Here is a 22,262-nt window from a genome sequence, read left to right on the forward strand (position 1 = left end):
GGTCCGCGACGCCTTCGGTGGGCCCAACCACGCCTCACGAGGACAATCGCTGAGACGAGGCCATGTCGAGCCGTGCCCCCCTCCCCGCACTGCCGCGACGCCATACCGCAGCGCGGTAGTGCCCCCCACTACCGCAACGCACTACCGCACCAAAGTAACGCAAGACGGTACCGCGCCAACGTGCCGCAACTCACGACCGCTCTTGCCGGCGCGCCCCACCATCGCACCGCAGCAGTGGTGCGCGGCACCGCGTGACCCTGCCGCTACGCACTACCGCTGATAACCATGGCAGCGGAGCAACGCGCCGCGCTAGTGGTCCGCGTTGCCGTCGAACTGTAGTGCAGTGCGATGGTGTGGCGCGGTGGCGTTCGCGTTGTCGTAGAGCACTACCGCACGACGCTACCGCGTGTCGCTACTGCATTGCGGTAGTGCGCTGCGGCATGATCTGAGGCGTTCCGCTTCCCGATCAACGCACAGGAAGGCTTCTTCCCCAATGGCCTTGACCCAAGACGTGCTCAGCCGAGTCATCACCTTCGCTAACGGGAAGGGCGGCGTCGGGAAAACGACCTGCTCGACCAACTTCGCTGGACTGTGCGCAGCTGCTGGGTGGCGCACCTTGTTCGTCGAGTTCGACCCGCAGGGTGACGCGGGGGACGACCTCGGATACAAGCGCAATCCCGAGAACGACCAGGGCGCCCACATGCTCGAGGTTCTCGACGAGCACAAGCCCCTGCAGCCGGTGCTTCGCGGTGTTCGCCCGAATCTCGACGTGGTGCCAATGGGCCGCGAGGCACTCAAGAACATCGAGGACGTTCTGTCCGGCAAGGAACGCCGTGGCACCGAGTACCGGCTCATGCTGGCCGAGGCATTGGCTCCGTTGGCTCGCGAGTACGACCTGATCGTGATTGACACGCCGCCGACCAGGCCTGTGGTGTTGCAGCTGGTGCTGGGCGCCACGCGGTGGCTGGTGGTGCCGACGAAGAGTGACCGCTCCAGCATCGGGAACCTGGCCGAGTTGGCTGCCGAGCTCGCCGAGGTGCGACACGTCAACCCGCAGGCCGAGATCCTCGGGGTGGTGCCGTTCGACTTCGACAAGCAGGCCACCCGGGTGAACCGCGACGCGTTGGAGGACATCAAGACGGTTCTCGACGGCGCCGCCTCTGTGTTCGTCGACGATGCCGAAGATGTCATCACGATCCGACATTCAGTTGCGGCGGTGGACGCGCGTGCGGCGGGCAAGCTGGTGCACGAGCTGGCCGAGGTCAAGAGCGAGGAGGAAGCGGGGGAGCCGTGGTGGAAGGCGCTCCGAGAGGGGCACCGCCCCGAGCGCATCCCTGGCAGCGTCGGGGCACTCGCCGATGACCACCTCCTGTTGACCAACGCGATCTTGACCCGGATCGGCAAGTTCGAAGAGGCCGTGGAACAGGGAGAGAGCGCGTGAGCCGCCGCGAGCCGATGACCCCGATCTCTGGGCTGAAGAAGCCGAGCCTTCCTGCCCCGAGTCCTCGCCCGCGGACGCTGGCACCGGTTCCTGAGCCGACTCCTGACACGGTCGAGCAGCAGCCGGACTCCCTGACCGAGGGCCCTTCGAGGGCGCCGGCAAAAGAAGACGCTCCCGCGGCGGCCAGGTCCGGGGCGACAGCCAGTACCGGCCGTACGAGGAAGGCCCGCGCCGAGAAGTCGGCGGCGGGACGCAGTGCGAGCGCGGACACGATGAAGGCGGTCTCTGTGTCGGTGCCGCTCACTGTGGCCGAGGCATGGCGCGACACCGCGAAAAGGGACCGCACTTCCCAAGTTGACGTGCTGCTCGACGCCCTGGTGGCACGTCAGGACGAGCTCACGGACCTGGTAGCGGCGCGGACCGAGCAGCCCACGGTCAGCGACGGCCTCTTCGACCGGACTCCGGGCGCGAAGGGGGAGCGGTTCGTCGGCGTCTCGCTGCGGATCAAGTCAGGCAACCTCCAGGTGATCGACCAGCTGGTCGACAAGCACGGCGCCGAGTCGCGATCGCAATTGGTGGCCGCGGCCCTGTCCGCGCACCTCGGCTGACCCGGGACACAACGAGGGGAGTTCGGGTGAGCACAGGAGTCGACCAGACGAGGCGAGCCAGCCATCTGCGCCGGCCATTGGGAAAGCCGTGTCGTGCCTGCGGATCGACCGACACGTGGGTCGAGCTACGTCGCGAGGTCGACCGCACGCGGCCAGGAGCAGCGGGGGAGTGGCCGTACGCGGTGTGCCAGGCCTGCGGCGACGCTGCTCGTGGGCGCCGCACCGAACCCTCCCCGCAGCCTTCACCGTCTGCGGCCAGGCCACCGACGGCCCCAACGGCTTCACCGACCGTCGCGGAAGCGCCCGACGATGGCGCCGTCACCTCTGATCAGGGCGACCCGCGGCGGGGGAGGCCTCCGCGGCCGAAGGCAACCGATGAGCGGGTAGAGGAGCTGCTGAGCGCGGCTGGATACAACCGGGCGATCACGCCTGAGGTCCTCGAGGAGCATCGTCGGTTCGCGACGCATGCCGGAAAGCCGGGGCTTCCACGTTGGAAGGCTGCGGTAGCACTGTTGAACGGCGCCATGGGCGCCGACGAGGTGCCTCATGTGCAGGAGATCTACGCCGAAGAGAAGCGGCGCCGCGAGGTGAACAGGGCTCGGGCAGCCCGAAGGCGCGAGCAGGCCGGCGAGCTTGCCGATGAGCACGTGGCCACTGCGCGCGAGCACGTTGCGCGGGTGTGGGCAGAGACGGGGGAGGGGCCGACGTGGCGCGAGCTGGCCTCCGCGCTCGACGTACGTGGCCCACTGGCGGCGGCGATGATCGAGGTCCTGCATCAGCGGGGCGCACTCGTTTCGACCGTGGAGCCTCGCTCGCTTGCGGTCGCTCCTGAGTGGACGCCCAGGGCAGACCGGTGACCGTCGGACGGGAGACTTGACCCATGAGCGATCCCACCCCGTCGAGTCAGGAGCGCGCCGTAGGCCCGGTGCGCCGGCCCTCGGCGGGTGAGGCCGCCACCCCGGACGACCTGGTCGAGCGGGTGTCTTCGCTGGTCCGTGAGGCCAGAGAGTCCATCGCGTCGTATGCCAACGCGACGTTGACGCTGACCTATTGGCAGGTCGGTTCGCTGATTGACTCCGAGGTGCTCGGCGGGGAGCGCGCTGGCTACGGGTCGCAGATTCTTGCGTCACTGGCACACGAATTGACGGCACGGTTCGGGAGAGGATTCGACCGGCCGAACCTGAGCCGGATGGTCACGTTTGCCAGGGAGTTCCCCGACCCTGAGATTGTTGCGTCACTGGCACACAAATTGAGTTGGACTCACTTTGTGGCGCTCCTGCCGCTGAAGTCGGACGAGGCACGGAGGTTCTACGCGGACCAGGTGGTTGCTGGTCGACTCTCCGTTCGGGAACTCAAGCGAGCGATACAGCGCAAAGCTTACGAGCGCCGCGCGATCGCCAACTCGCAGATCGAGCCAGGGTCGATGGTTCCGGCGGACACGTTCAGCGACCCCTACCTGCTCGACTTCCTCGGCCTCCACGATGGATACGCCGAGGCAGACCTGGAGGCTGCGATCCTGCGGGACCTGGAGGAGTTCCTGCTGGAGGTCGGCGCCGGCTTCAGCTTCGTCGCGCGCCAGAAGCGCATGATCATCGACGGCGACGACTTCCACCTCGACCTCCTCTTCTTCAGCCGGCCGTTGCGGCGCCTGGTCGCTGTAGAGCTAAAGATCGGGAAGTTCGACGCCCGACACGAGGGCCAGATGAAGCTGTATCTCAAGTGGCTCAACCGGTACGAGCGCGCTGAGGCTGAAGAGGCACCGATCGGGCTGATCCTGTGCACAGAGGCCAGCCGAGAGCAGGTCGAACTGCTGGAGATGCACAAGGACGGGATCGTGGTCGCCGAGTATTGGACTGCGCTGCCACCGCGGCACGAGCTGGAGCAACGGCTCCAGACGATCCTGCGTGATGCCCGCGAGCGGCTCGCCCGCCGGGCACTGCCCTCTGCCGACTGAGCGCGATCAGCTGTCATCCGGCCGCGGTCTGTTCGCTTTCCGAGTGGTCGAACAGGTTGCCCTGGCGCTCGAGGAATGCTGCGTCGCGTGTCGCCGCGCCATCGGGTAGCAGTGCTGCCTGCTCGACGTCGGGAGTCGGCGACCGCTCGTCGAGGACGGGTGTGGTCAGGCGCTGGGCGGTGAGGCCGTAGCGGAGTCGGTGTCGGTCCCAGGCGGCCACAGAGGCTCCACGTTCAGCGGGGGAGAGGTCCTGGAAGCGCTGCTTGCGTTCCAGGCTGCGCGCGACGTACTCGTCGGCCGGGAGCCTGCGTAGCCAGGTCTGGTACTGGTCGAGCTCGTCGAGGCCGGCGTGGATGCGTCGCTCGGCGAGTCGGGACTTCAGCGCTGCCTGTTGGCTGATCGACATCTGGTCGAACTCGAGGCGCTTCGCTGTGGCGCGGTCGGCACGGGCTGCGGGGGAGAGGTTGTCCCACCAGCCCTTCTCCCTCGCCCTCTGCGCTTTGATCGCTCGTGCCCGGCCGGCGGTCCAGCTCGACGTGATTCCCGCGCGGTAGGCGGCTCGCTCGGCTTCGACGATCTCCAGCTGACGGGCGTACGCCGCAGCTGCGGCCTCTTCGACCTGGACCGACCTGGGTCGAGTCGCTGCCTGCCAGCACCCGTTCTCGTCGACCCGGACCATTCCCGCCTTGCTGAGCGCGACCAACGCAGCCTTCGCCGTGGACCTCTGCGACTTCGACGGCACATCCCCAGCTGCTTCCACCATCCCTGCCATCACAGCCAGTTCACCCAGGTCCAGGGGAGTTGCGGAGGTCAGGAGGGTGCGCCAGAGGCCGTGGCTGGGGCGGGGCAGGGTGGCCCAGAGGCCGCGGGCGGTCGGGGGTGGGTCAAACACAGGTGGGGGGATTTGCCGTCCCTCCCCGTCAGGGGCCGGGTTGATTTCGAACTCGTAGCTCGTCGAGTCCCGCTCGGCCAGAGACAGGCATTCGGTATGGAGCGTCCCGAGGCGGCCGTTAAGGCAGGCGAGAGCACCGCGGATGGTCTTGCGGTCGCCCAGCCCCGTGTCGAGCACCAGGTCCCGCTCGGGGCACGGGATACGCAGGCTGCCCTCGCGCAGGACCCGGTCCAGGAGGTGGTGCCCGACGAGCTGCAGCGCTGCCCGCTTCCTAGCCGGCACCGTCCACATCAGCCGGCCGAGCTCGAGGCGGGCCTCCCCGACCGCGGCGAGGACCTCCGCCGGGGGAGCCTCGACCTGCCTGGGCTTGTCGGTGGTCGTATTGAACTCGCCGGCAGAGCGCACCAGCTCGTTCCACACGTAGGTGATCCACCACGAGTAGCCCTGGTGCTTCGCCTTGGTCATCGCCCTCGGGTGCGACTCACGGATCAGCCGCCAGGCCAGCTCAGGATCGCCGATCGCCCACACCATCTCCCGGGTGCAGGCGGCCTCGACCAGCGACCGGTCGACCTCGACCGCGTCCCTGGTCTTCGTCGACCCGGCGGCCCACGGGCCCGTCGGGACCTCGCCGTTCAGCAGATAGTGGCGCCACTCCGGACGCACCTGGCGCTTCCACCGCTGCAACGCCAACGGCACCACGAGCCCCGAGCCGACGGCCCCAGCGGCCGTCTGACCAACCTTGGGCGCCTTGATCTTGGAGCGGGCACGCAGCGGCGACGCCGAGGGACGGTCCGGCAGCACACGCCTAAGGCCACGTAGCGCCTCGCGTAGATCGCCCTTCGGGCTGGTGACCACGCCGTGGCGGTGGGGTGAGGAGAGCGGGCGGACGGCGTCGCGCAAGTCGAGCTCACCCCGAGGAACCTTCACGTCATCGGCAAGAGCGCTGAGGAACTCGCTCACCGCGGCCGCGAACCCCGTCCTGCTCGCGGCAGGGGAGTAGTGGAAGTCGCGATGGGCGAAGAAGATATGCCAGCGGCCCTTGGCGCCGCCCGATGGACGCTCCAGCACCCAGCAGTCCCGGCGGCGTAGCCAGTCGGCGACCTCGGCCGCGAGGAAGTTGCCGAACTCGCCGGGCACGTCGACGTCGACCACACCGACGCCGTCGCGCAGGTGACCCACCAGCGCGGCGATGCGGCCCTTGCCGACCAGCTCAAGCCCGTCGAGCAGCGAAGGGACCGTCGTCTTGGGGACAGCCAAGTTGCCGGAGTCGATCACCAGCCACTGCGACGCGTCGGGGTTGAACAGGTGCTCATCGAGCGCGAGCAAGGCCGGCGAGACACGCCGACCGGCATCAGGGTGTGCGGCATCGCTATGCGACGCCGGTACAGTTACCGGCAACAAGTTCTTCTGCTCCTTTCGGAGTACCCCGGTTCATCCAGTTGGCGCTGGATCCCGGTCTTCACCAAGACGGTCAGGTCCTGTTGGCGCAGGGCCTTTCGTCATTTCTGGGCCTAGGGGCCGTGCCGCGCCATGCCGGCGGCGACCACCTCCCTCCGTGAGCTGGGGGACAGGTACGTCATGGGCCGGGTCACGGCGTGCAGCTCGACGACCAGGTCAGCAACGGTCCGCGGTCCGAGCACCAACGCAGCAGAGGGCACAGCGCGCGCGCAGCTGGAGGCGACACGCCCGCGCGGGAATGACATCCCTGGGGTCTGGGTCTGCTCTACAGTGGGCAGCACAAAGCCTCCTCTGGTGGTTCTCATAACTTCGCGAAACCGGGGTGCAACCCGGTGGAGCATCTGACTTGGCCCCGGTGCAACGGGGCCTTCGTCGTTTTCAGGGCACTGCCCTGACCCGGTCAACCGGTCATCGGCAACTGCTCTCCGGCCACAGCGGCCTTCGCCCAAGCCTTCAAAGCCTTCTTCATCACCCGAGGCTCGAAGGGGACGTCGTGGAAGTCGCAGATCGCCTTGGCGATGTAGTCGCTCAGGGATACGCCCATGTGCTCGGCCTCGCGCTTCACGATGGACGCGGCGGCCATAGGCACCTTGGCGATGAACTGAACCCGTCCGTCACCGACGGCGGGGGGCTCCGCGTGATCGTCGACCTCGCCAGTGGGTGGGTCCATCGGCAGGCCGACGTGACGGCAGATCACGTATGCGAGGTAGTCGGTGTAGTAGCAGCCGAGTGTGTCGGCTTCGTGCTGCACCCTCGTGCCGGCGAGTTCTGGCACGCGCGTCATGAACGTGTGGCGTTCACCCTTGGACGGTCGACCCATAGGGACATCCAATCGGCTCTTGCCGTCAGCTGCCCGCAAGAAGCCATCCCCGGCGTGTCGCCAAATTTCTGAAATAGCGGGGGGCTGGACGTTGGTCGCTGGTCGCGTGCCGCCGGCAACCTGAGAGAGCATCACATCAACAACAGCAACACCAGTCACGCCAGATCGGACACTCGCCCCGAGATTCCGTTTGCACCCGCAGCTCCTACTGGTCCTGAGCCGGTTCGGGGGAGTGGCGGCCGGTGACGTAGTCGATCCAGCTTCGACCGACTTCCTCGGCCCGCTGGTGGTTCGTCTCCCAGCGCACGACCCGGCCCTTCGCCCTACGTGAGCCGCGTGGATGGTCGGCTGTGACGAGGTCAAGGTCCTCCAGGACAGCCAGATGCCTGAGCACCTGGCTGGTGGATACGCCGATCGCCTCAGCTAGCTCCGGAGTGCTCATGGCCCGGAGCGAAAGGTGCCGCAGGATCTCGGTGCGTGCACTGTTGCCGATCGCGTCGATGATCGCCAGCACCTCCTCGGGCATGTTCGGCGGCTTCGACAGACGTGGCACGGACTGCATTGTGCCGGACCCGAGACTCGCCAGTTTTCTTCTTTGAACGGCATTTAGTGCCGTTCATGTGTCATGCTCAGGGTAATGCAGACAGCGCCACGCGGTGGGAACCGCAGGTCGTGCCGGAGCGTCAAGGCTTGACGACGCAATGGACAATGGACGCCCCGGTTCGGGCCGGGGAGAAAAGGACGCGGTTATGGCGATGCGTCAGCAAGGGCCACCGGGGGCCCAGAGGCCCTCGCTGCGCGTCCTCGTGCCGACCGCGTCCGCGGACGCGCGTGGAGCTGAGACCCGCCACAGGGACCTGTGGCTCATCGGCGCCGGCTTGTCGGACCAACCGCCGCGGCCGGCGCTGCGCCGCCCCTTTCGACTGACGCGCTCAAGGGCGCGTCTTGAAGAGAATCCGCCGAGGGTGTCCGATCCGCTCCGCCGACGGTTGCCTTCACTAGTTAGAGACCACCTCCAGAGGGAAGGACTTCACCTTGCACCCGACTCGCATACGGGCGCGGTCGGCAACCTGTCGGCTAAGTCGTCAAGAATGTTGCCCAAGGCCCGTCTATCGGGCGACTCGGGCTCAGGAAGGACGCTCATGAAGCGCACCCTCATCGCGGCGACCACCCTCGCCCTGGCCGGCACTCTCGCCGCCTGCGGCGGCGACGACAACGAAGCGAAGTCGGACCCCACGCCTTCCACTTCGACGAGCACATCGCCAACCCCGACCGCGAGCACGGACGCGGGTGGGCCACCGGCCGACTGGGAATCAAAGTTCACACCGGCCGAGCTTGCCGCGGGTAAGGAAGCCCTGGCCCGTTGGGAAGAGTGGCGCCAACTATCAGCCGACATCTACCGGAACGGCGTGCTCACTCCGGGAGCCAGGGCGACGCTCGAGGAGTACGACTTCTGGTGGCAGCGCGACATGGTCACTTTGGGCGAGACCTACGAGAAGGGCGGCCTGCGCCGAGAGTCCGACGTCAAAGCGCTGTGGTCCTACGTGAAGTCAGTGCGGCTCAACGACGGCGGTGGGTCTGGCGAAGTAGTACTCGTCGAATGCACCGACTACCAGCCGTTGCGCTACACGCGGAACGGGCAGCCGCAGAAGATCAACAAGCCGAAGCATCTGGTGACGCCTCTATTGATCACCATGACGAAGCCGGACGAAGAACACGGCTGGATGTATTTCGAGACGGATCTGAAGGACAAGACGTCATGCGCCGCGGAGTGAGTGCTGCGGCGGCGGCCGCGCTGCTCGTCGTCTCGTTCGTCGTGGTTCTTGTGATCGGCACCAACGGCCCGGCGTGGGCGGACTGCCCGCCAGACCCGGTCGACGAGACAGGAATCTGCCTCTCCGACACCCTCCCGGGGGACCCGGGGGGTACCGATCCCGGCGACCCGGGGGATACGGGCGGTGGGCCTGGTGGACCGGCTTGCCCCGGCGCTCCGAATGGGATCTGCGTCAACGACTACGGCTTCATCTGGAGCAGCGCGCACAACTGCTACGCGTTCCCGCTCGATCCGCAGCCCGAGGCGAACAGCCCCCTGTGGCAGGGCAATGATCCTGCCGAGGGTGCCCTGTGGTCGTGCGATCCGACGGTTTCAGTGCCTGAGAACACCTGGTTTGTTCCCAACGGCCAGCCCGTCATTGACCCTGCCCAGGTGGCGCAGCAGTTGGTCGCCCAAGCGCCGTTCGAGCTGGCCAATGCACACATGGCGCCGCCGCCGACCTACCACACGTACATCAGCTACTCGAACTGGATGTGGATCCCCGAGGACCAGTGGCACGACGTTTCGGTGAGTCTGACGGTTGGGGGGGCGACAGTGACGTTGACCGCGGAGCCCAGCTATGTGGCATGGGACATGGGCAACGGCGAGAGCACGTCGTGCGTCGGCGCGGGCCGTGAGTGGGTCAAGGGAATGCCTGAGGACGCGCCGACGAACTGCTCGTATTCCTACGACGAGATGAAGGACCCCGAGGGCGACAAGTGGACGGTGTCGGCTCGGATCAACTACACGGTCAGCTGGACCTGTACCGGCAACTGTGGCGGCCAGACCGGTGGCGACCTCGCCGACGTGACCGCGCTCGCCGGTGACTCGACCACGATCACGGTGTATCAGCGACAGACAGTAGTGAGGTAGATGTGACCAGCCTGGATTCTCGGACCTCGCGCCGGGCCAATGATCGACGTACGGCGCCGCCGCCGGGCGGCCTGCCTGGTGCGGCCTCGCTGTCGAAAGCAGTGTCGAAGGCGCCGCGCAAGTACGGCCAGATGCTGGTCAGCGTGCTGGTGGTGATCGCGGCGGTGATCGCGGGCGGCTGGCTGTACGTGAACAAGGGCGGCGTGGAGGAGGTGTTGGTGGTTGCCCAGCCGATCCCAGCTGGGCACCCGATCACCGAGGACGACGTACGCACCTCCAACGACCCGCTCCTGGTCGCGCGCAGCGTGTCTGGCATCGACGGGGCGATCCTGGTCTCCGATGTCGACTCGGTGTTCGGGCAGCGCACCACGGTCGCACTGTTGCCGGGGCAAGTGCTGACCGAGGACTCGCTGACCGGCGACCTGCTGCCGCAGGAGGGGAAGCGCCTGATCGCGGTGAACCTCCCGGCCGGTCGCGTGCCGGACACCCTGGCCCCAGGGTCGGTGGTCGACGCGATCGCGGTGCCGCAGGAGGGCCAGTCGGGTGACCCGAAGGCACTCGATGACCCGGCGGTGATCTCGGCCGGCGCCACGGTGTACTCCTCGAAGCAGTCGCAGGACGGCACCGTGGTGGTGACGATCCTGATCTCGGAGACCGACGCCAAGACAGTGGCGGCCTACGGGGCGGTGGGGCAGCTGACGCTGCTGCAGGCGCCCATCACCGAAGGTGACCCTGCCGACTCTGCCCCGCAGTCCGATGGGTCTACCGGGGAGCAGGGCTGATGCTGATCGCAGTGTGTTGCGACCGCGGCGCCCCGGGGTCGACGACGACGTCGTTGGCGCTGGGCGTCTCGACACCGGAGCCGACGATCGTGGTCGAGGCCGACCCCTACGGCGGTGACCTCGCGCTGCGGTGCGTGGCGCCGGGTGGCCGCGTTGAGGCGTTCCCCCCGACCCCGACCGTGCTGACCTTGGCGACCGAGGCACGGACGTCAATGAGTCCGGGCCTGGTGGCCAGCAAGGCACATGAGTTCACCGGTTCTACGAGGGTCGTGCCCGGCCACTTCTCGGCCGAGCAGGCCGCAGGCGTGAAGAACTGGGCTCCGCTGGCCGAGGCGCTGCGTGCCTCCGCGTCGCGGGTGGTGGCCGACCTGGGGCGGATCCACTGCAGCTCGCCGACCATTCCGGTCGCGGCGGCCGCCGATGTGGTCGTGATGGTGACCCGCCCGGAGGTGGGTGCGGTGATGCACCTCAAGGACCGGCTGGAGCGGCTTGCGCCGGTGCTGGCCAACATCCGCAACGCCCCGCCGGTGGTAGTGCCGGTGGTGGTGACCCCCAAGCGGATCGCCGGCTCTGTGCTCGAGCACGTGGGGCGGATGTTGGCGCCGAGCAACGCCGCCGGAGTGATCGCTGGCATCGGCTGGATCGCTCTGGACCATACCGGGGTCGAGGCGATGTACGCCGGCCAGGTCGGCGGCAAGAACGCGCGTACGCCGCTGCTGAGGTCTGCGGGGCTACTCAATGACCAGATCAGCCAGGCCGCTGGTGTCGCGCCGTACGCCGCAGATGAGGCAGCGACGGTCGATGCGCTCACCGGTCAGGGGGGACAGGCGTGATGGACAGCAACGGGACCAATTCGAACGGCCGCGCCACGCACGTGAACGGGATGCACCTCAAGCAGCTCGTTCCGGTCGACCAGGTGCTGGTTAAGCGCCTCCAGTCGCGCGTGGGTGCCCGCCGCGGGAAGGCGTTGGAGGAGTTCCGCCGCAACGGACAACAGATCCCCAAGGGAGAGGACGCCCGGCAGCACACCGAAGCCCTGCTGGCCTCGGTGCTGACCGAGTACGAGTCCGACCTGGTCGAGGACGGCCGCGCCCCGTTGGAGGAAGACGCAAGACTGCGGCTGGAGGCCGCGCTCAAGGCGCAACTGTTCGGCGCGGGCAACCTCGATCAGCTGCTCGAGGACCCCGAGGCCGAGGACATCGTGATCAACAGCTGGCAGAACGTGTTCGTCACCTACGCCGACGGCACCAAGGCGCAGATGCCGCCGGTCGCATCCTCAGACAAAGAGCTGGAGGAGATCGTCAAGACGATCTCCGCCCACGACGGCCTGTCCACCCGTCCCTTCGACCTCATCAACTACCACGTCACCCTCAGGCTGCCAGACGGCTCACGTCTCCACGCGGTCCAGGGAGTGAGCGCCAACGGGCTGTCGATCTCGATCCGCAAGCACCGCCACAAGAAGGCCACCCTGCTGCCCGTTCCCGGCCTTGCCGAGCAGGAGCGGGCAGCCGGTGTTCCGGAATCGCTGCGCACCAAGGACTTGCTGAGCGAAGGAACCGTCGACCACGACCTCGCGGCGTTCCTGTCCGCCCTGGTGAAGTCGCGCCAGAACATCATGATCGCCGGAGCCGTGAGCGCGGGGAAGACCACGCTTCTGCGAGCGCTGGCCGCCGAGATTGACCCGATCGAGCGCCTCGTCACCGTGGAGCGCTCCATCGAGCTCGGTCTGCATGAGGACCCTGACCGGCATCCTGACATCGTTCCGCTCGAAGAGCGGCTGGCGAACGTCGAAGGAGAAGGCGCAGTCGGGCTGGCCGACCTGGTGCGCGACTCGCTGCGGATGAGCCCCTCGCGGGTGATCGTGGGCGAGGTGCTGGGCGATGAGGTCATCACCATGCTCAACGCCATGGCCCAGGGCAACGACGGATCACTGAGCACGATCCACGCGAACTCCTCGCGCGATGTCATCGGGAAGATCCAGACCTACGCGCTGCAGGCCCAGGAGCGGCTGCCGTTCGAGGCCACCAACGGTCTGATCGCGAACGCACTGAACTTCATCGTGTTCCTGCGCCGCATCCGCACCGCGGACGGTCGTCAGCGCCGCATCGTCGAGTCGATCCGCGAGGTTGCCGGCCGTGACGAGGACGGCGTGAAGACGACCGAGCTGTGGAAGTTCAACAAGGCCACCGGCCGCACCGAGTTCACCCGGAAGGCCATCATCCGCGAAGAGGCGCTCCTCGAGATCGGCTGGAATCCCGACGGCACGGCGGACCTGCGCAGGTTCGCTGAGCTGACCGGTACCGATGGTGATGAGGGGTGGCAGATCTGATGGCCCTCTTCGTGGCCTGCGTGCTGGCGGTCTGCCTCGGCATCATCGGCGTCATTCGCACTGCCCGTGGCAAGAACCTGCTCCCGGCCAGGGTGACTACGGCCCGTCGCAAGGTGGCCGATCGCCAGCAGACTGCACGGTCGGTCACGATCGCGTTGATCGTCGGCGTCGTGGTCGGGATTCTGACCCGCTGGCCGGTGGCCGGGCTGATGGCGGTCGCCGTGGTGATGTTGTGGCCGAAGCTGGCGCGCTCGGGTGCGATCGAGAAGCACAGCGTGGCCAAGATCGAGGCGATCGCGAACTGGACCGAGTCGCTGCGCGATGCCGCAGCATCCGAGTCGGGGCTGGAGCAGGCGCTGCCGGCGACCCTGGACGGTGCGCCGGCGCTGCTGCGCCAGCCGTTGCGGAACCTGGTCAACGCCCTGGACCTGCGTACGCCGCTGCCGGTCGCACTGGCCCACTTCGCTGACGAGGTCGATGACCGGGGCGCCGACAAGGTCGTGATCGCCCTCTCGCTGACCGCCCAGCAGCGTGCCGGGAGCCTCAAGCGGGTGCTCACGACGCTGGCCTCCAATACTCGTGCCGAGCTGGAGATGCGCCGCAAGGTGCTCACCGAGCGCAACGGCGTCCGCCGTCAGTCCAACCAGGTCGCGCTCGGTCTGCTCGCGCTGGCGGGGCTGCAGGCGGTCTTCCTGCGCGGCTGGGTCGAGCCGTACAGCACGGTGTACGGACAGATGGTCCTCGCCGTGCTGGCCGCGGTATACGTGGGCCTGCTGGTGCGGTTGCAGCGGCTGGCCTCCCCTGAGCCACACCCCCGATTCCTGTCCGGGGCGGACGCCCTGGCACAGGCCACGGGCCGGGAGGTGGCCTGGTGATTCCGATGCTGATCATCTCCGCGGTGGCGGGCCTTGGACTGCTGCGGCTCCACCGGCTGGCGTTCCCCTCCGCACCGCCGCTGGCCGACCAGGCGGCTCGGTGGGAACGGGCACGCGCCCGGGCCGGTCGCCGTGCCCGTCTCGACATCGCACCTGAGGACCAGACATGGTCGAAGAGGGCCGCGGAGTGGTTCGCCGAGCAGCTGCGCACCCGCCGCCCCGACGACATGCAGACCTACGAGCGCGACCTCGCCGTCACGGGTCAGCCGATGGAGGAGTGGCTGGCCAAGCTCCTGGTCTGGTTCCTCATCGGCCTTCTCGGCCCGGTCGCGCTGGTGCTGCTCGGCAACGCCGCCGGACTGGGTATCCCGATCCTCGTCGCTCCCGCCCTGGGGCTCGTGAGTGCCGTAGTCGCGGTGATCGGCGAGGTCCGCCAGCTGCGGGAGACCGCCGGCAAGCGCCGCGAGGAACTGTGCGACGCGCTCTCGGACTTCCTCGACCTGGTCGTGATGTCGATGGAGGGCGGCCGCAGCCACGCCGACGCGCTGCCCACCGTGGCGCAGATCGGCACCGGCTGGGCCTTCCACACCATCTACGACGCCATCGACAACGCCCGACCCAACGGCATGACGCCGTGGGAGGCGCTGGGCGAGGTCGGTGAGCGATTCGGCGTCGTGGAGCTGCTCGACCTGCGGGCCTCGCTGAACCTCGCGCAGGACGAGGGCACCAGCATCCGCAACACCCTCATCGCCCGGGCTCAGTCGATGCGCGATGCCCGACTGGCCGATGCCCACGCCCGTGCGAACAAGTCCACCGACGCGATGCGCAACAACCTGATGGTGATGGCCCTCGTGGCCGCCGCGTACGTGATCCTCGCCCGCGTCCTGTTCCTGTTCTCCGCCTAAGTCCAACGTCGATTGCTTGAAGAAAGGACCACCTCATGAACGAGTTCACCCACCTGAAGAATGCGATGGAGTACTGGCGCTCCCGCTGGGAGGTCGCCCGCCGCGACGAGCGCGGAGCCTCGGCGCCGGAGTACCTGGTGCTGCTGCTCGGCATTCTGGTGATCGCTGGGCTGGCGATCCTCGCGGTCCGCACGTTCGTCACCAACAAGGGCAACGAGCTCAACGGCCAGTAGGGCCGGCGAGCCAACCTGCCCCTGGATACCGAGGACGAGAAACCAGCCATGACCATCCCGAACCGCCGCCGGCCCGTGCAGGGCCGAGGGCTGCGCCGCCGCGACGAGCGCGGCATCGCGGCCCCGGAGTTCGTGGTCATCATGCCGCTGGTGATGCTGATCTTCCTGATGCTGGTGCAGTGGTCGGTGCAGCTGTACAACGACCGGATCGTGCACGCCGCGGCCCGTGAGGCAGCGGTCGACGCCGCCTCCTGGGAAGGCTCCGAAGACGCAGGCAGGCAGACCGCCAACGAATACCTGGCCGACTCCGGCAGCGACCTGTCCAACACCAGCGTCAAGATCAACGTGGGGGCGACCGAGGTCACCGTCACTGTCTCCGGCGAGGTGATGACTCTCTTGCCCGGCTTCACCAAGCGGGTCTCGGCCACTGCCACGGTGCCACGGGAGAGGTTCGCAGAATGACGCGGCCGCCGACCACGACAGCAGACTGGCGAGACGCCATCGACTCCTTCAGCCACAACGGCCCCGGAGGCGATGAAGCGCTCGCAGCCCAGCATCCGGACGTGATGGCCGCCCTCCAGAAGCTGACGTCCAACGACGAGCCGCTGAAGATCGGCGGGGAGAGCGTCACCCGCCAGACAGATGGGTCTTGGCGAGTCGGACGTGACAGGAACCTTGCCTCGCCGTGGGTCGTGGTCCAGTCGCTCCGTTCCTCCCGCCACCGCTACCCGCGCCACGGCCGTTCTTGGCGAGAGCGTCTTCGCGCACCCCGGGACGAGCGCGGCTACGCCGCCGTCGAGCTGCTTGCGATGACCACCGTGCTGGTCGGCTTCATCACCGTCGTCGTCGGCGGCGGCCGGATCGTCGACTCGAACAGCCAGGTTGATGACGCTGCATACGCGGCCGCGCGGGCAGCATCCCTGGAATCGAACTACGAGGCCGGACAGATCGCAGGCCGCGACGCGGCTGCCGACTCGCTGGCAGATCGGGGCAAGGCCTGCACCCGACTGACCGTGTCGTTCGCGGGAACCGACTTCCGCACCTCGGGCCACGTGAGGGTCGAGGTCACCTGTCACGCGGACCTGAGCGATGTCGTCGGGTTCGGCCTGCCTGGCGCCAAGGACTTCACCAGCACGGCCGTGGTCCCCATCGAGCAATACCGGAGGCTGCCATGACGTCCCCGATGATCCGACGGCTGCGACGTCGTCGCGACGAGCGGGGGGTGATCTCGACGTGGACGATCCTCATGGCCTCCGGGGTATTCCTGGTGCTGCTTGGCCTGGTCTATGACGGCGGCAACGCCATGAACAACCGGATCGCGGCCCACCGCGCCGCCGAGCAGGCCGCTCGCGCGGCCGCCGACGAGATGCGCGGCGTCCGTGACGGCACCGAAGGAATCAACCAGGCGACCGCGACCGCCCGCGCCAACCAGATCCTCGCGCAGGCCGGCTGGAGCGGCAGTGTGAACATCGACGGCCTCGACGTCACCGTGAGGGTGACCGGTAAGTCGGACAACGCGTTCCTCAACGTCCTTGGCTTCACAAGCTTCCCGGTCGACGAGACCGGCACCGCAACGTCCATCACGGGCCCGAACTAGGTTCCCGGGAGAGAGAAGAAACGCCATGCTGGGATTGGTCAAGCGACTCGGAGCCTTCGCACTGCTGCTGGGCATCCTCGTCGGGTTCCCTGCCCTGCTGCTCGCGGCTGTGGGCAACCCGTGGCCCGACGGCGGGTTGAACGAGCTGTCGCTCATGAGCAACTCGGCCGTGCTGGGGATCGTCTCGCTGCTGGGCTGGTTCGTGTGGGCGCAGCTGCTGCTGTGCACCCTGTGGGAGATCCCGCCAGCGCTGCGCCATGAGCCCGAGGGCGCCTCACGGATTCCGATTGCCGCCGGCGGCCAGCAGAGGCTTATTCGGATGCTGGTCCACACCGTGCTCGCGGTCGGAGTCACCTCGACTACGCTGCTCGGTTCCCACCCGGCCACGGCCCAGGCCGCACCGGCGGCTCCGCTGCAGCCCGTGTCCCATGTGGCGCACCAGACTCCGGCAGCAGCCCCGGAGACCATCCCCGCCGCCGCCCCGGGCCACGCCGGCCCTGGGACCCAAGACCGTCGCTCCGACTACCCGACGATCGTGATCGACAAGAACGACACCCTGTGGGGTCTGGCCGAGACGCACCTCGATGACGGATTCCGCTGGCAGGAGATCGCGGACCTGAACCAAGGGCGGGTCATGCCCGACGGCCGCACCTTCAACAACCCCCGCAGCATCGAGCCTGGCTGGGAGCTGCTGCTGCCTGCCGATGCGACCAACCTGCCCGGCGAAAAGACCCCGGAAACAGCGCACGTCGTCGCGCCCAAGGAGACACTGAGTGAAATCGCGCTGGAGGCCACCGGCGATGCTGACAACTGGCAGGCGCTGTACGAGGCCAACCAGGACGTAGTCGGCCGCGATCCGGACCTGATCTATCCGGGCCAAGTGCTCGTGCTGCCGGGTGCCGGCGCCGTCGACACGAGCGGAGGGAGGGACCGGGGCCACCAGCGCGACCACTCGACCGGCGAGCCCAACGACGGACAGGCGGGCGGCACGGATGCCGGCGACGCCGGCGCGACAGAGCAGGACGAGCCGAAGACTCCGGTGACCCCGGCCGCGCCGTCGACCGAAAGCGCGGCTCAAGAGACCATGGCCGCGCCGGATCAGGTCACCTCCGAGGACGAAGAGGCCGATGACGAAGGCGCGATGACCGCGCTGCGGGCGCTGTTGGCCAGTGCCGTGTGCCTCTCGGTGGGAGCGCTGGGACTGGTGGCGGCCAACCGACGTCGCCAGTTCCGTCGCCGCCGGATCGGCCGGACGATCGCCTCGACTCCCGACGAGCTCGTGGAGGTCGAGCAGGCGATCGTCGAGAACGGATCGGAGGCACAGGAGGACGTCACGTTCCTCGACCTGGCGCTGCGGCACGTGGCCGCTTCGTGCAAGGTGGCGGGCCAACCGCTTCCCCAGCTTGGGGCCGCCGTACTGGGCGACGAGGACCTGACGCTGCTGTTCACCCACCCCGCCGCCAGCGAGGTGCCGGAGGGCTGGACCGCGACTGATGACGCCCGCGCGTGGATGCTGCCGCGCTGGACGTTCCTCGAGCAGGATCTGGAGACCCAGCCTGCTCCGTACCCGGCGCTGGTGAGCATCGGGCAGGACGAGGGCGGCCGTACCTGGCTGCTGGACCTGGAGACGCTGGGCATGTGCGGAATCGGTGGCGACCCGCAGCAGGTAGCCGACCTGACCCGGTTCATAGTGGCCGAGCTGGCCGTCAACGCCTGGTCGGAGGGCAGCGAGGTGCTGCTGGCCGACCAGTTCGGCGCCGAGACCATCGGCCTCAACCCTGCCCGGCTCCGGCAGGTCCAGCGCAGCGACGCGCTAGCCCGGGCCGCCGTGCTGACCGGTGAGATGGGCGAGGTCGAACAGAACCTGGCTGCCGACGTGCTGACCCGCCGACGCGATGGGCTGCTGCTGGACACGACCAACCCGGTGGTCGTCGTGGTGTCCTCTCGCCCAGCGGATGGGTTCGTTGCTGACATCGAGGACCGGGACCGGTCCCGGGTCGTGGTCGTGCACGGTGATGAGGAGTCTCCGGCTGTCGAGCTGACAGGAGACGGAATGGCGTTCCTGCCGATGTGGGGGATCAGCGTCAAGGCCTTCACGCTGCCGACCGCGGAGGCGGAGGCGATGGCGGCACTGCTGGCCTCGACCCGCAACCTCGAGGACGAGCCGGTGCCGACGACGCAGTCCGATGACGGCCCGCTGGGCAAGTACGCCCGGGCTGATGGGTCGTTGCGCGATGAGTACACCGGGGCCCGGCACACCGAGGGGAACGACCCCTCTTCCCAGCTGCCCGAGGCCGACGAGGTCTACCTGGCCACCGCAGCGACGACCGCGGAGGACCTCGCCGCGGCCGCACCGAGTGTCCCGGAGGAGATCCGCGCTGAGATCGCGGCGCTCGACCCGACGCTGGACCAAGACGTCGCAGACTGGTCCGACGAGTCCTCGCCGCGGCCCAAGATTCATCTGCTGGGTCCGGTCGCGGTGACCGCGCTCAACGGCGGCGACCCCACGGCGCTCGACAACGCTGGCGGAACGGTCTCGTTCATCGCCTACCTGGCCGTTCAGGACCACGGGGTCACCGGCGAGCGAGCCGCCGCGGCGTGCGGATGGAAGACCCAGAAGACGGTCCAGAATCGGGCCACCAACGCCCGCTTCCTGCTGGGCACCCGGCCCGACGGCAGCGACTGGCTGCCGGACGCAAGCATGAGCGCCGGAGCCCGCCGGGGCACCAGCCCGACCTACGAACTCGTGCGGGGCAGCGGCGGAGTGCTCAACAACGCCGACTTGTTCGTGCGGCTGAAGAACCGCGCACAGAGGCGAGGCGACAACGGCTGCGAGGAGGACCTAGTGACCGCGCTGTCGCTGGTCACCGGTGCCCCGTTCGAGGCGGCCACCGAAACCCGGTTCAAGTGGCTCTTCAAGCCGGGACAGCAGCGCCATGACGAGATCCTGGTGGGGGCTATCCATGACGCGGCCCACGTGCTGGCCACTAGAGCCGTCGCGGAGGGTCGCACCGACCTGGTCCGGCTGGCCTGCGCGGCGGCCCGCAAGGCCAGCCCCCACAGCGATATCGCATGGCTGGATCAGGCTGCGGCCACCGAGGCCGAGTCCGGTCGCGACGCCGCCGGCGAGCTGGTCCGCGAGCAGGTCCTCGACCGGTTCGACGAGGACCTTCCGCCACGCTCGGAGGCCGTCGTGGAGCAGCGTGAGTGGGGGGCAACCGGGTAGTCCCGAGAGGTCCCTGACGACGGGTTCGGCCCCGTCTCACCGCAAGGTGGGGCGGGGCCGAAGCGCGTCTCGGGGGTGGCCGCAAGCCGATCGGCCGATCTTTTTTTGAACTTTTTCCCGGCTCCCTGGTGAGCGGCCATACCGCCTCTGACCTGCGGGTTTGTGATTGGTGAGCGGGTTTGGTGAGCGGTCACCAGGCCCGCGTGGGGCAGTGGTGCCCGCTTTGGTGAGCGAGATGGTGAGGGGTCGGTTCTGCAGTAGGCGCGTCCTGATCGCCTCTGCTCTCGGAGAACCGCCATGTCGGCCAGCACCCACGGAACAGCCAACCCGAACCTCGACGCCAGCGACATGTTCGTCCCAGGCTTGTCCTGGAGCGACGGCCAGCACAAGCGACGCAAGGCCCAGAGCGCCTTGGCCACCTCGGTCATCAGCAGCCTCGACCGGTCCGGGAAGTGGGCTGAGTGGCAGACGGTCGAGCCGCGGCTGGCCGGGTTCGCCGACCTTGAGGAGGCACGTGAGGGGTGGCGCCGCCGCGACGAGCGGTGCTACCAGGTCGTCGCCGGCCTGACCGCCCTCGGGTCGCGGCGCGGTGGCGATGACGACGACGCCGCCCTCGCCGTAGCCGTGCTGCTCGAGGACGGCGTGAACCGGGTGGCGATGACCCTGACCGACGTGTGCGAGATCGACGACGTCAACGCCACGGTGTGGGAGGAGGTCAAGGCCGCCGAGCCGCAGCTGGGCAGCCACGCCGCCCGCTACCTGCTGCACCGGACCCGGCAGCGACTCAGCCGTCCGGCCGCCGGAATGGTCTCCAGGGTCGCGGCGACCTCGCTGGAGGCCCGCATCCAGACAACCAACGCATTGACCGCCGGCATCCACACCGACGGCGCCGGACGTCAGGATCAGGACCGCGACCTGCTCATCGCCGTGCCCGATGTCGAGGACCCGGTCGAGGATCTGGTCGACCTGCTCACCTGGGCGCGGGAGATCGGTGTGATCGCCACCGAGGAGATCGACCTGCTCATCGAGCTCCTGGCCGCGGAGAACGAGGGCATGGCCCGTGAGGAGGCCCAGCGGGTCGTCGGCGAGCGCCACGGCGTGGCCATGCGGACCATCCGACGTCGCCGGGACCGCACCGCGGCGCGGCTGCGGGATGCGGCCCCGAAGTACCTGGCCGCGATCGCCTGAACCGACGCGTCCAACCATCTCGAAGAACTTTCTCACCGCTCCTTGTCCGATCCGGGCAGGGAGCGGTTGCTGTTCCAAACATGAGCGAGCAGGCCCACCCCGCAGCCACGGACTCCGAGCCGACCCCTGAGGTCGTCGCGCAGCTGCTGGACGTGGTCGCCGACCACAGCGTCGACCACGCACTGTCCGACATGGAGCACATGATCGCGCGCCTGCGGGCCGACGCCGAGGAGGCCGCGGAGGCACGCGAGGTACTCCGCAACACCCCCGCCCCGGTTCTGCGTGAAGCACTGCGGCTCCGGGCCGCCCGGATGGAGGCCGCCCGATGAGCACCAGCACTGCGCCCCGGTACTCCACGCGCGAGCTCCAGGCTGCGGCGGCCGCGCTCGCGGCCGGGCGATTCTCCACCACGACCGCTGCTACGGAGGCCACGTCGGCGATCGACGGCCAGCACGCGCGCCCGGTCAGCGACTCCATCGACAGCGGCCCCGCCGCATGTGTCGGCGCCGACGGGCGCGTCACCGTCGGTACGCAGCGCCCGATCGCCGCAGCGACTGGGGCGGCTCCGCTGGTGCGGGTGCGGGCCGCCAACGCAGGTGCGGGGGCCTCGACGATCGCCCTCGCGCTCGCCGACGTCGCCGACGTCGCTGGTATCCGGACGAGGGTGCTTGATGCTGCCGCGCCGAACTGGTCAGGGCTGCTGGGTGCCACGGTCACCGAGCTGGGCGCCGCCGAGGGCTGGCGCCGAGGCCGCCGCGGCGACGGCGTGCTGATCGACCGCGTCGAGGAGTCGGTGCGGGTCCCCGAGGAGGTGCCCATCCCGCGGTCGGTCGACGGCGTCGACCTGACGGTGCTGGACGCCGGCTGGTCGCTGCGGGAGCTCGCCGCCTCTCAGACCGGGGCGGCGTGGGTCGCCACCACTTCCGCGGACGTCGAGGTTCTGGTGACCCGGCCGAACGGTCTCGCGCTGAGCCAGACCGAGGCTGCACTCGCCGACCTCGAGGGTCAGCTCGCCGCCGACCGAGTCGTGGTCGTCGTCGTGGGCGCCAGCCGCTGGAGCGACCGCGAGTTCGCAACCGCCGGCCGGTTGCTGCGCACAGCGCACCGACAGGAGGCCGTGGTGTTCACGCCGCTCCTGCCGACCAAGGTCCTGCCGGGCCTTGGCCCCGACCCGCTGCCCAAGCAGCTCACGAACCCCTCCCAGCGCCTGCTGGAGCGGATCACCACCATCACCGGCCCGCTGACGGCGAACCGGGACTGAGAGGAAA

22 protein-coding genes are annotated in these 22,262 nt (G+C 68.6%); 19 read left to right on the forward strand and 3 right to left on the reverse strand.

Annotation, left to right across the window (positions count from 1 at the left end; genetic code table 11):
* The first annotated feature begins 511 nt into the window (after window positions 1-511).
* From ACYVKX_RS15050 to ACYVKX_RS15065, 4 genes are all read left to right on the forward strand, one after another.
* Window positions 512-1,441 (forward strand): ParA family protein, encoded by a 930-nt coding sequence (locus tag ACYVKX_RS15050; protein WP_460833910.1) that lies wholly within the window; start codon window positions 512-514, stop codon window positions 1,439-1,441.
* A 272-nt stretch (window positions 1,442-1,713) separates the two neighbouring features.
* Entirely contained in the window at window positions 1,714-2,049 is a 336-nt protein-coding gene (locus ACYVKX_RS15055; protein WP_460833913.1) for a hypothetical protein, read from the forward strand.
* Window positions 2,050-2,573: 524 nt separating this feature from the next.
* A complete protein-coding gene (locus tag ACYVKX_RS15060; protein WP_460833916.1) occupies window positions 2,574-2,906 on the forward strand; it encodes a hypothetical protein in 333 nt (110 codons plus the stop codon).
* 23 nt (window positions 2,907-2,929) lie between these two features.
* A complete protein-coding gene (locus tag ACYVKX_RS15065) occupies window positions 2,930-4,003 on the forward strand; it encodes a PDDEXK nuclease domain-containing protein (RefSeq protein ID WP_460833919.1) in 1,074 nt (357 codons plus the stop codon).
* 13 nt (window positions 4,004-4,016) lie between these two features.
* On the opposite strand, the gene ACYVKX_RS15070 is transcribed toward ACYVKX_RS15065, so the two are convergent.
* From ACYVKX_RS15070 to ACYVKX_RS15080, 3 genes are all read right to left on the reverse strand, one after another.
* Window positions 4,017-6,221: a hypothetical protein gene (locus ACYVKX_RS15070; RefSeq protein WP_460833921.1), complete on the reverse strand. Its 2,205-nt coding sequence runs from the start codon at window positions 6,219-6,221 to the stop codon at window positions 4,017-4,019.
* 532 nt (window positions 6,222-6,753) lie between these two features.
* Window positions 6,754-7,332 carry a hypothetical protein gene (locus tag ACYVKX_RS15075; RefSeq protein WP_460833923.1) on the reverse strand — a complete coding sequence of 193 codons (579 nt, stop codon included), beginning with the start codon at window positions 7,330-7,332 and terminating at the stop codon, window positions 6,754-6,756.
* A gap of 46 nt (window positions 7,333-7,378) precedes the next feature.
* On the reverse strand, window positions 7,379-7,699 hold the full coding sequence (locus ACYVKX_RS15080) for a helix-turn-helix domain-containing protein (protein WP_460833926.1): 321 nt from the start codon (window positions 7,697-7,699) through the stop codon (window positions 7,379-7,381).
* 616 nt (window positions 7,700-8,315) lie between these two features.
* On the opposite strand from ACYVKX_RS15080, the gene ACYVKX_RS15085 reads away from it, so the two are divergent.
* The 15 genes from ACYVKX_RS15085 (at window position 8,316) to ACYVKX_RS15155 (ending at window position 22,255) form a co-directional block, all read left to right on the forward strand.
* Window positions 8,316-8,948: a hypothetical protein gene (locus tag ACYVKX_RS15085; RefSeq protein ID WP_460833928.1), complete on the forward strand. Its 633-nt coding sequence runs from the start codon at window positions 8,316-8,318 to the stop codon at window positions 8,946-8,948.
* Window positions 8,933-9,859, forward strand: a complete 927-nt coding sequence (locus tag ACYVKX_RS15090; protein ID WP_460833930.1) for a hypothetical protein — start codon at window positions 8,933-8,935, stop codon at window positions 9,857-9,859. The genes ACYVKX_RS15085 and ACYVKX_RS15090 overlap by 16 nt, the downstream gene beginning before the upstream one ends.
* Before the next feature lie 2 nt (window positions 9,860-9,861).
* The gene (locus ACYVKX_RS15095; protein WP_460833933.1) at window positions 9,862-10,641 is read left to right on the forward strand and encodes an SAF domain-containing protein; all 780 of its coding nucleotides are present in this window, start codon (window positions 9,862-9,864) and stop codon (window positions 10,639-10,641) included.
* Window positions 10,641-11,474, forward strand: coding sequence for a hypothetical protein (locus ACYVKX_RS15100; RefSeq protein ID WP_460833935.1), 834 nt, complete (start codon window positions 10,641-10,643; stop codon window positions 11,472-11,474). Before ACYVKX_RS15095 ends, ACYVKX_RS15100 begins: the two co-directional genes overlap by 1 nt.
* Window positions 11,475-11,608: 134 nt before the next feature.
* Window positions 11,609-12,970: a CpaF family protein gene (locus ACYVKX_RS15105; RefSeq protein ID WP_460833937.1), complete on the forward strand. Its 1,362-nt coding sequence runs from the start codon at window positions 11,609-11,611 to the stop codon at window positions 12,968-12,970.
* Entirely contained in the window at window positions 12,970-13,845 is an 876-nt protein-coding gene (locus ACYVKX_RS15110; RefSeq protein ID WP_460833941.1) for a type II secretion system F family protein, read from the forward strand. The genes ACYVKX_RS15105 and ACYVKX_RS15110 overlap by 1 nt, the downstream gene beginning before the upstream one ends.
* A 5-nt stretch (window positions 13,846-13,850) precedes the next feature.
* Window positions 13,851-14,750 (forward strand): hypothetical protein, encoded by a 900-nt coding sequence (locus ACYVKX_RS15115; protein WP_460833976.1) that lies wholly within the window; start codon window positions 13,851-13,853, stop codon window positions 14,748-14,750.
* A gap of 35 nt (window positions 14,751-14,785) precedes the next feature.
* Complete coding sequence (locus ACYVKX_RS15120) at window positions 14,786-14,983, forward strand: hypothetical protein (protein WP_460833943.1); 198 nt, start codon at window positions 14,786-14,788, stop codon at window positions 14,981-14,983.
* Window positions 14,984-15,031: 48 nt separating this feature from the next.
* Complete coding sequence (locus ACYVKX_RS15125; protein ID WP_460833945.1) at window positions 15,032-15,445, forward strand: TadE family protein; 414 nt, start codon at window positions 15,032-15,034, stop codon at window positions 15,443-15,445.
* Window positions 15,442-16,158 (forward strand): TadE/TadG family type IV pilus assembly protein, encoded by a 717-nt coding sequence (locus tag ACYVKX_RS15130; RefSeq protein WP_460833947.1) that lies wholly within the window; start codon window positions 15,442-15,444, stop codon window positions 16,156-16,158. Before ACYVKX_RS15125 ends, ACYVKX_RS15130 begins: the two co-directional genes overlap by 4 nt.
* Window positions 16,155-16,580, forward strand: coding sequence for a pilus assembly protein TadG-related protein (locus ACYVKX_RS15135; RefSeq protein ID WP_460833949.1), 426 nt, complete (start codon window positions 16,155-16,157; stop codon window positions 16,578-16,580). Before ACYVKX_RS15130 ends, ACYVKX_RS15135 begins: the two co-directional genes overlap by 4 nt.
* Before the next feature lie 25 nt (window positions 16,581-16,605).
* Window positions 16,606-19,806 (forward strand): LysM peptidoglycan-binding domain-containing protein, encoded by a 3,201-nt coding sequence (locus tag ACYVKX_RS15140; protein ID WP_460833951.1) that lies wholly within the window; start codon window positions 16,606-16,608, stop codon window positions 19,804-19,806.
* Window positions 19,807-20,103: 297 nt separating this feature from the next.
* Window positions 20,104-20,994, forward strand: coding sequence for a hypothetical protein (locus ACYVKX_RS15145; protein ID WP_460833954.1), 891 nt, complete (start codon window positions 20,104-20,106; stop codon window positions 20,992-20,994).
* A gap of 80 nt (window positions 20,995-21,074) precedes the next feature.
* Window positions 21,075-21,323 carry a hypothetical protein gene (locus ACYVKX_RS15150; RefSeq protein WP_460833956.1) on the forward strand — a complete coding sequence of 83 codons (249 nt, stop codon included), beginning with the start codon at window positions 21,075-21,077 and terminating at the stop codon, window positions 21,321-21,323.
* Window positions 21,320-22,255: a hypothetical protein gene (locus ACYVKX_RS15155; protein ID WP_460833958.1), complete on the forward strand. Its 936-nt coding sequence runs from the start codon at window positions 21,320-21,322 to the stop codon at window positions 22,253-22,255. Before ACYVKX_RS15150 ends, ACYVKX_RS15155 begins: the two co-directional genes overlap by 4 nt.
* The last annotated feature ends 7 nt before the right edge of the window (window positions 22,256-22,262 follow it).

The sequence above is a fragment of the Nocardioides hungaricus genome (assembly GCF_054782915.1).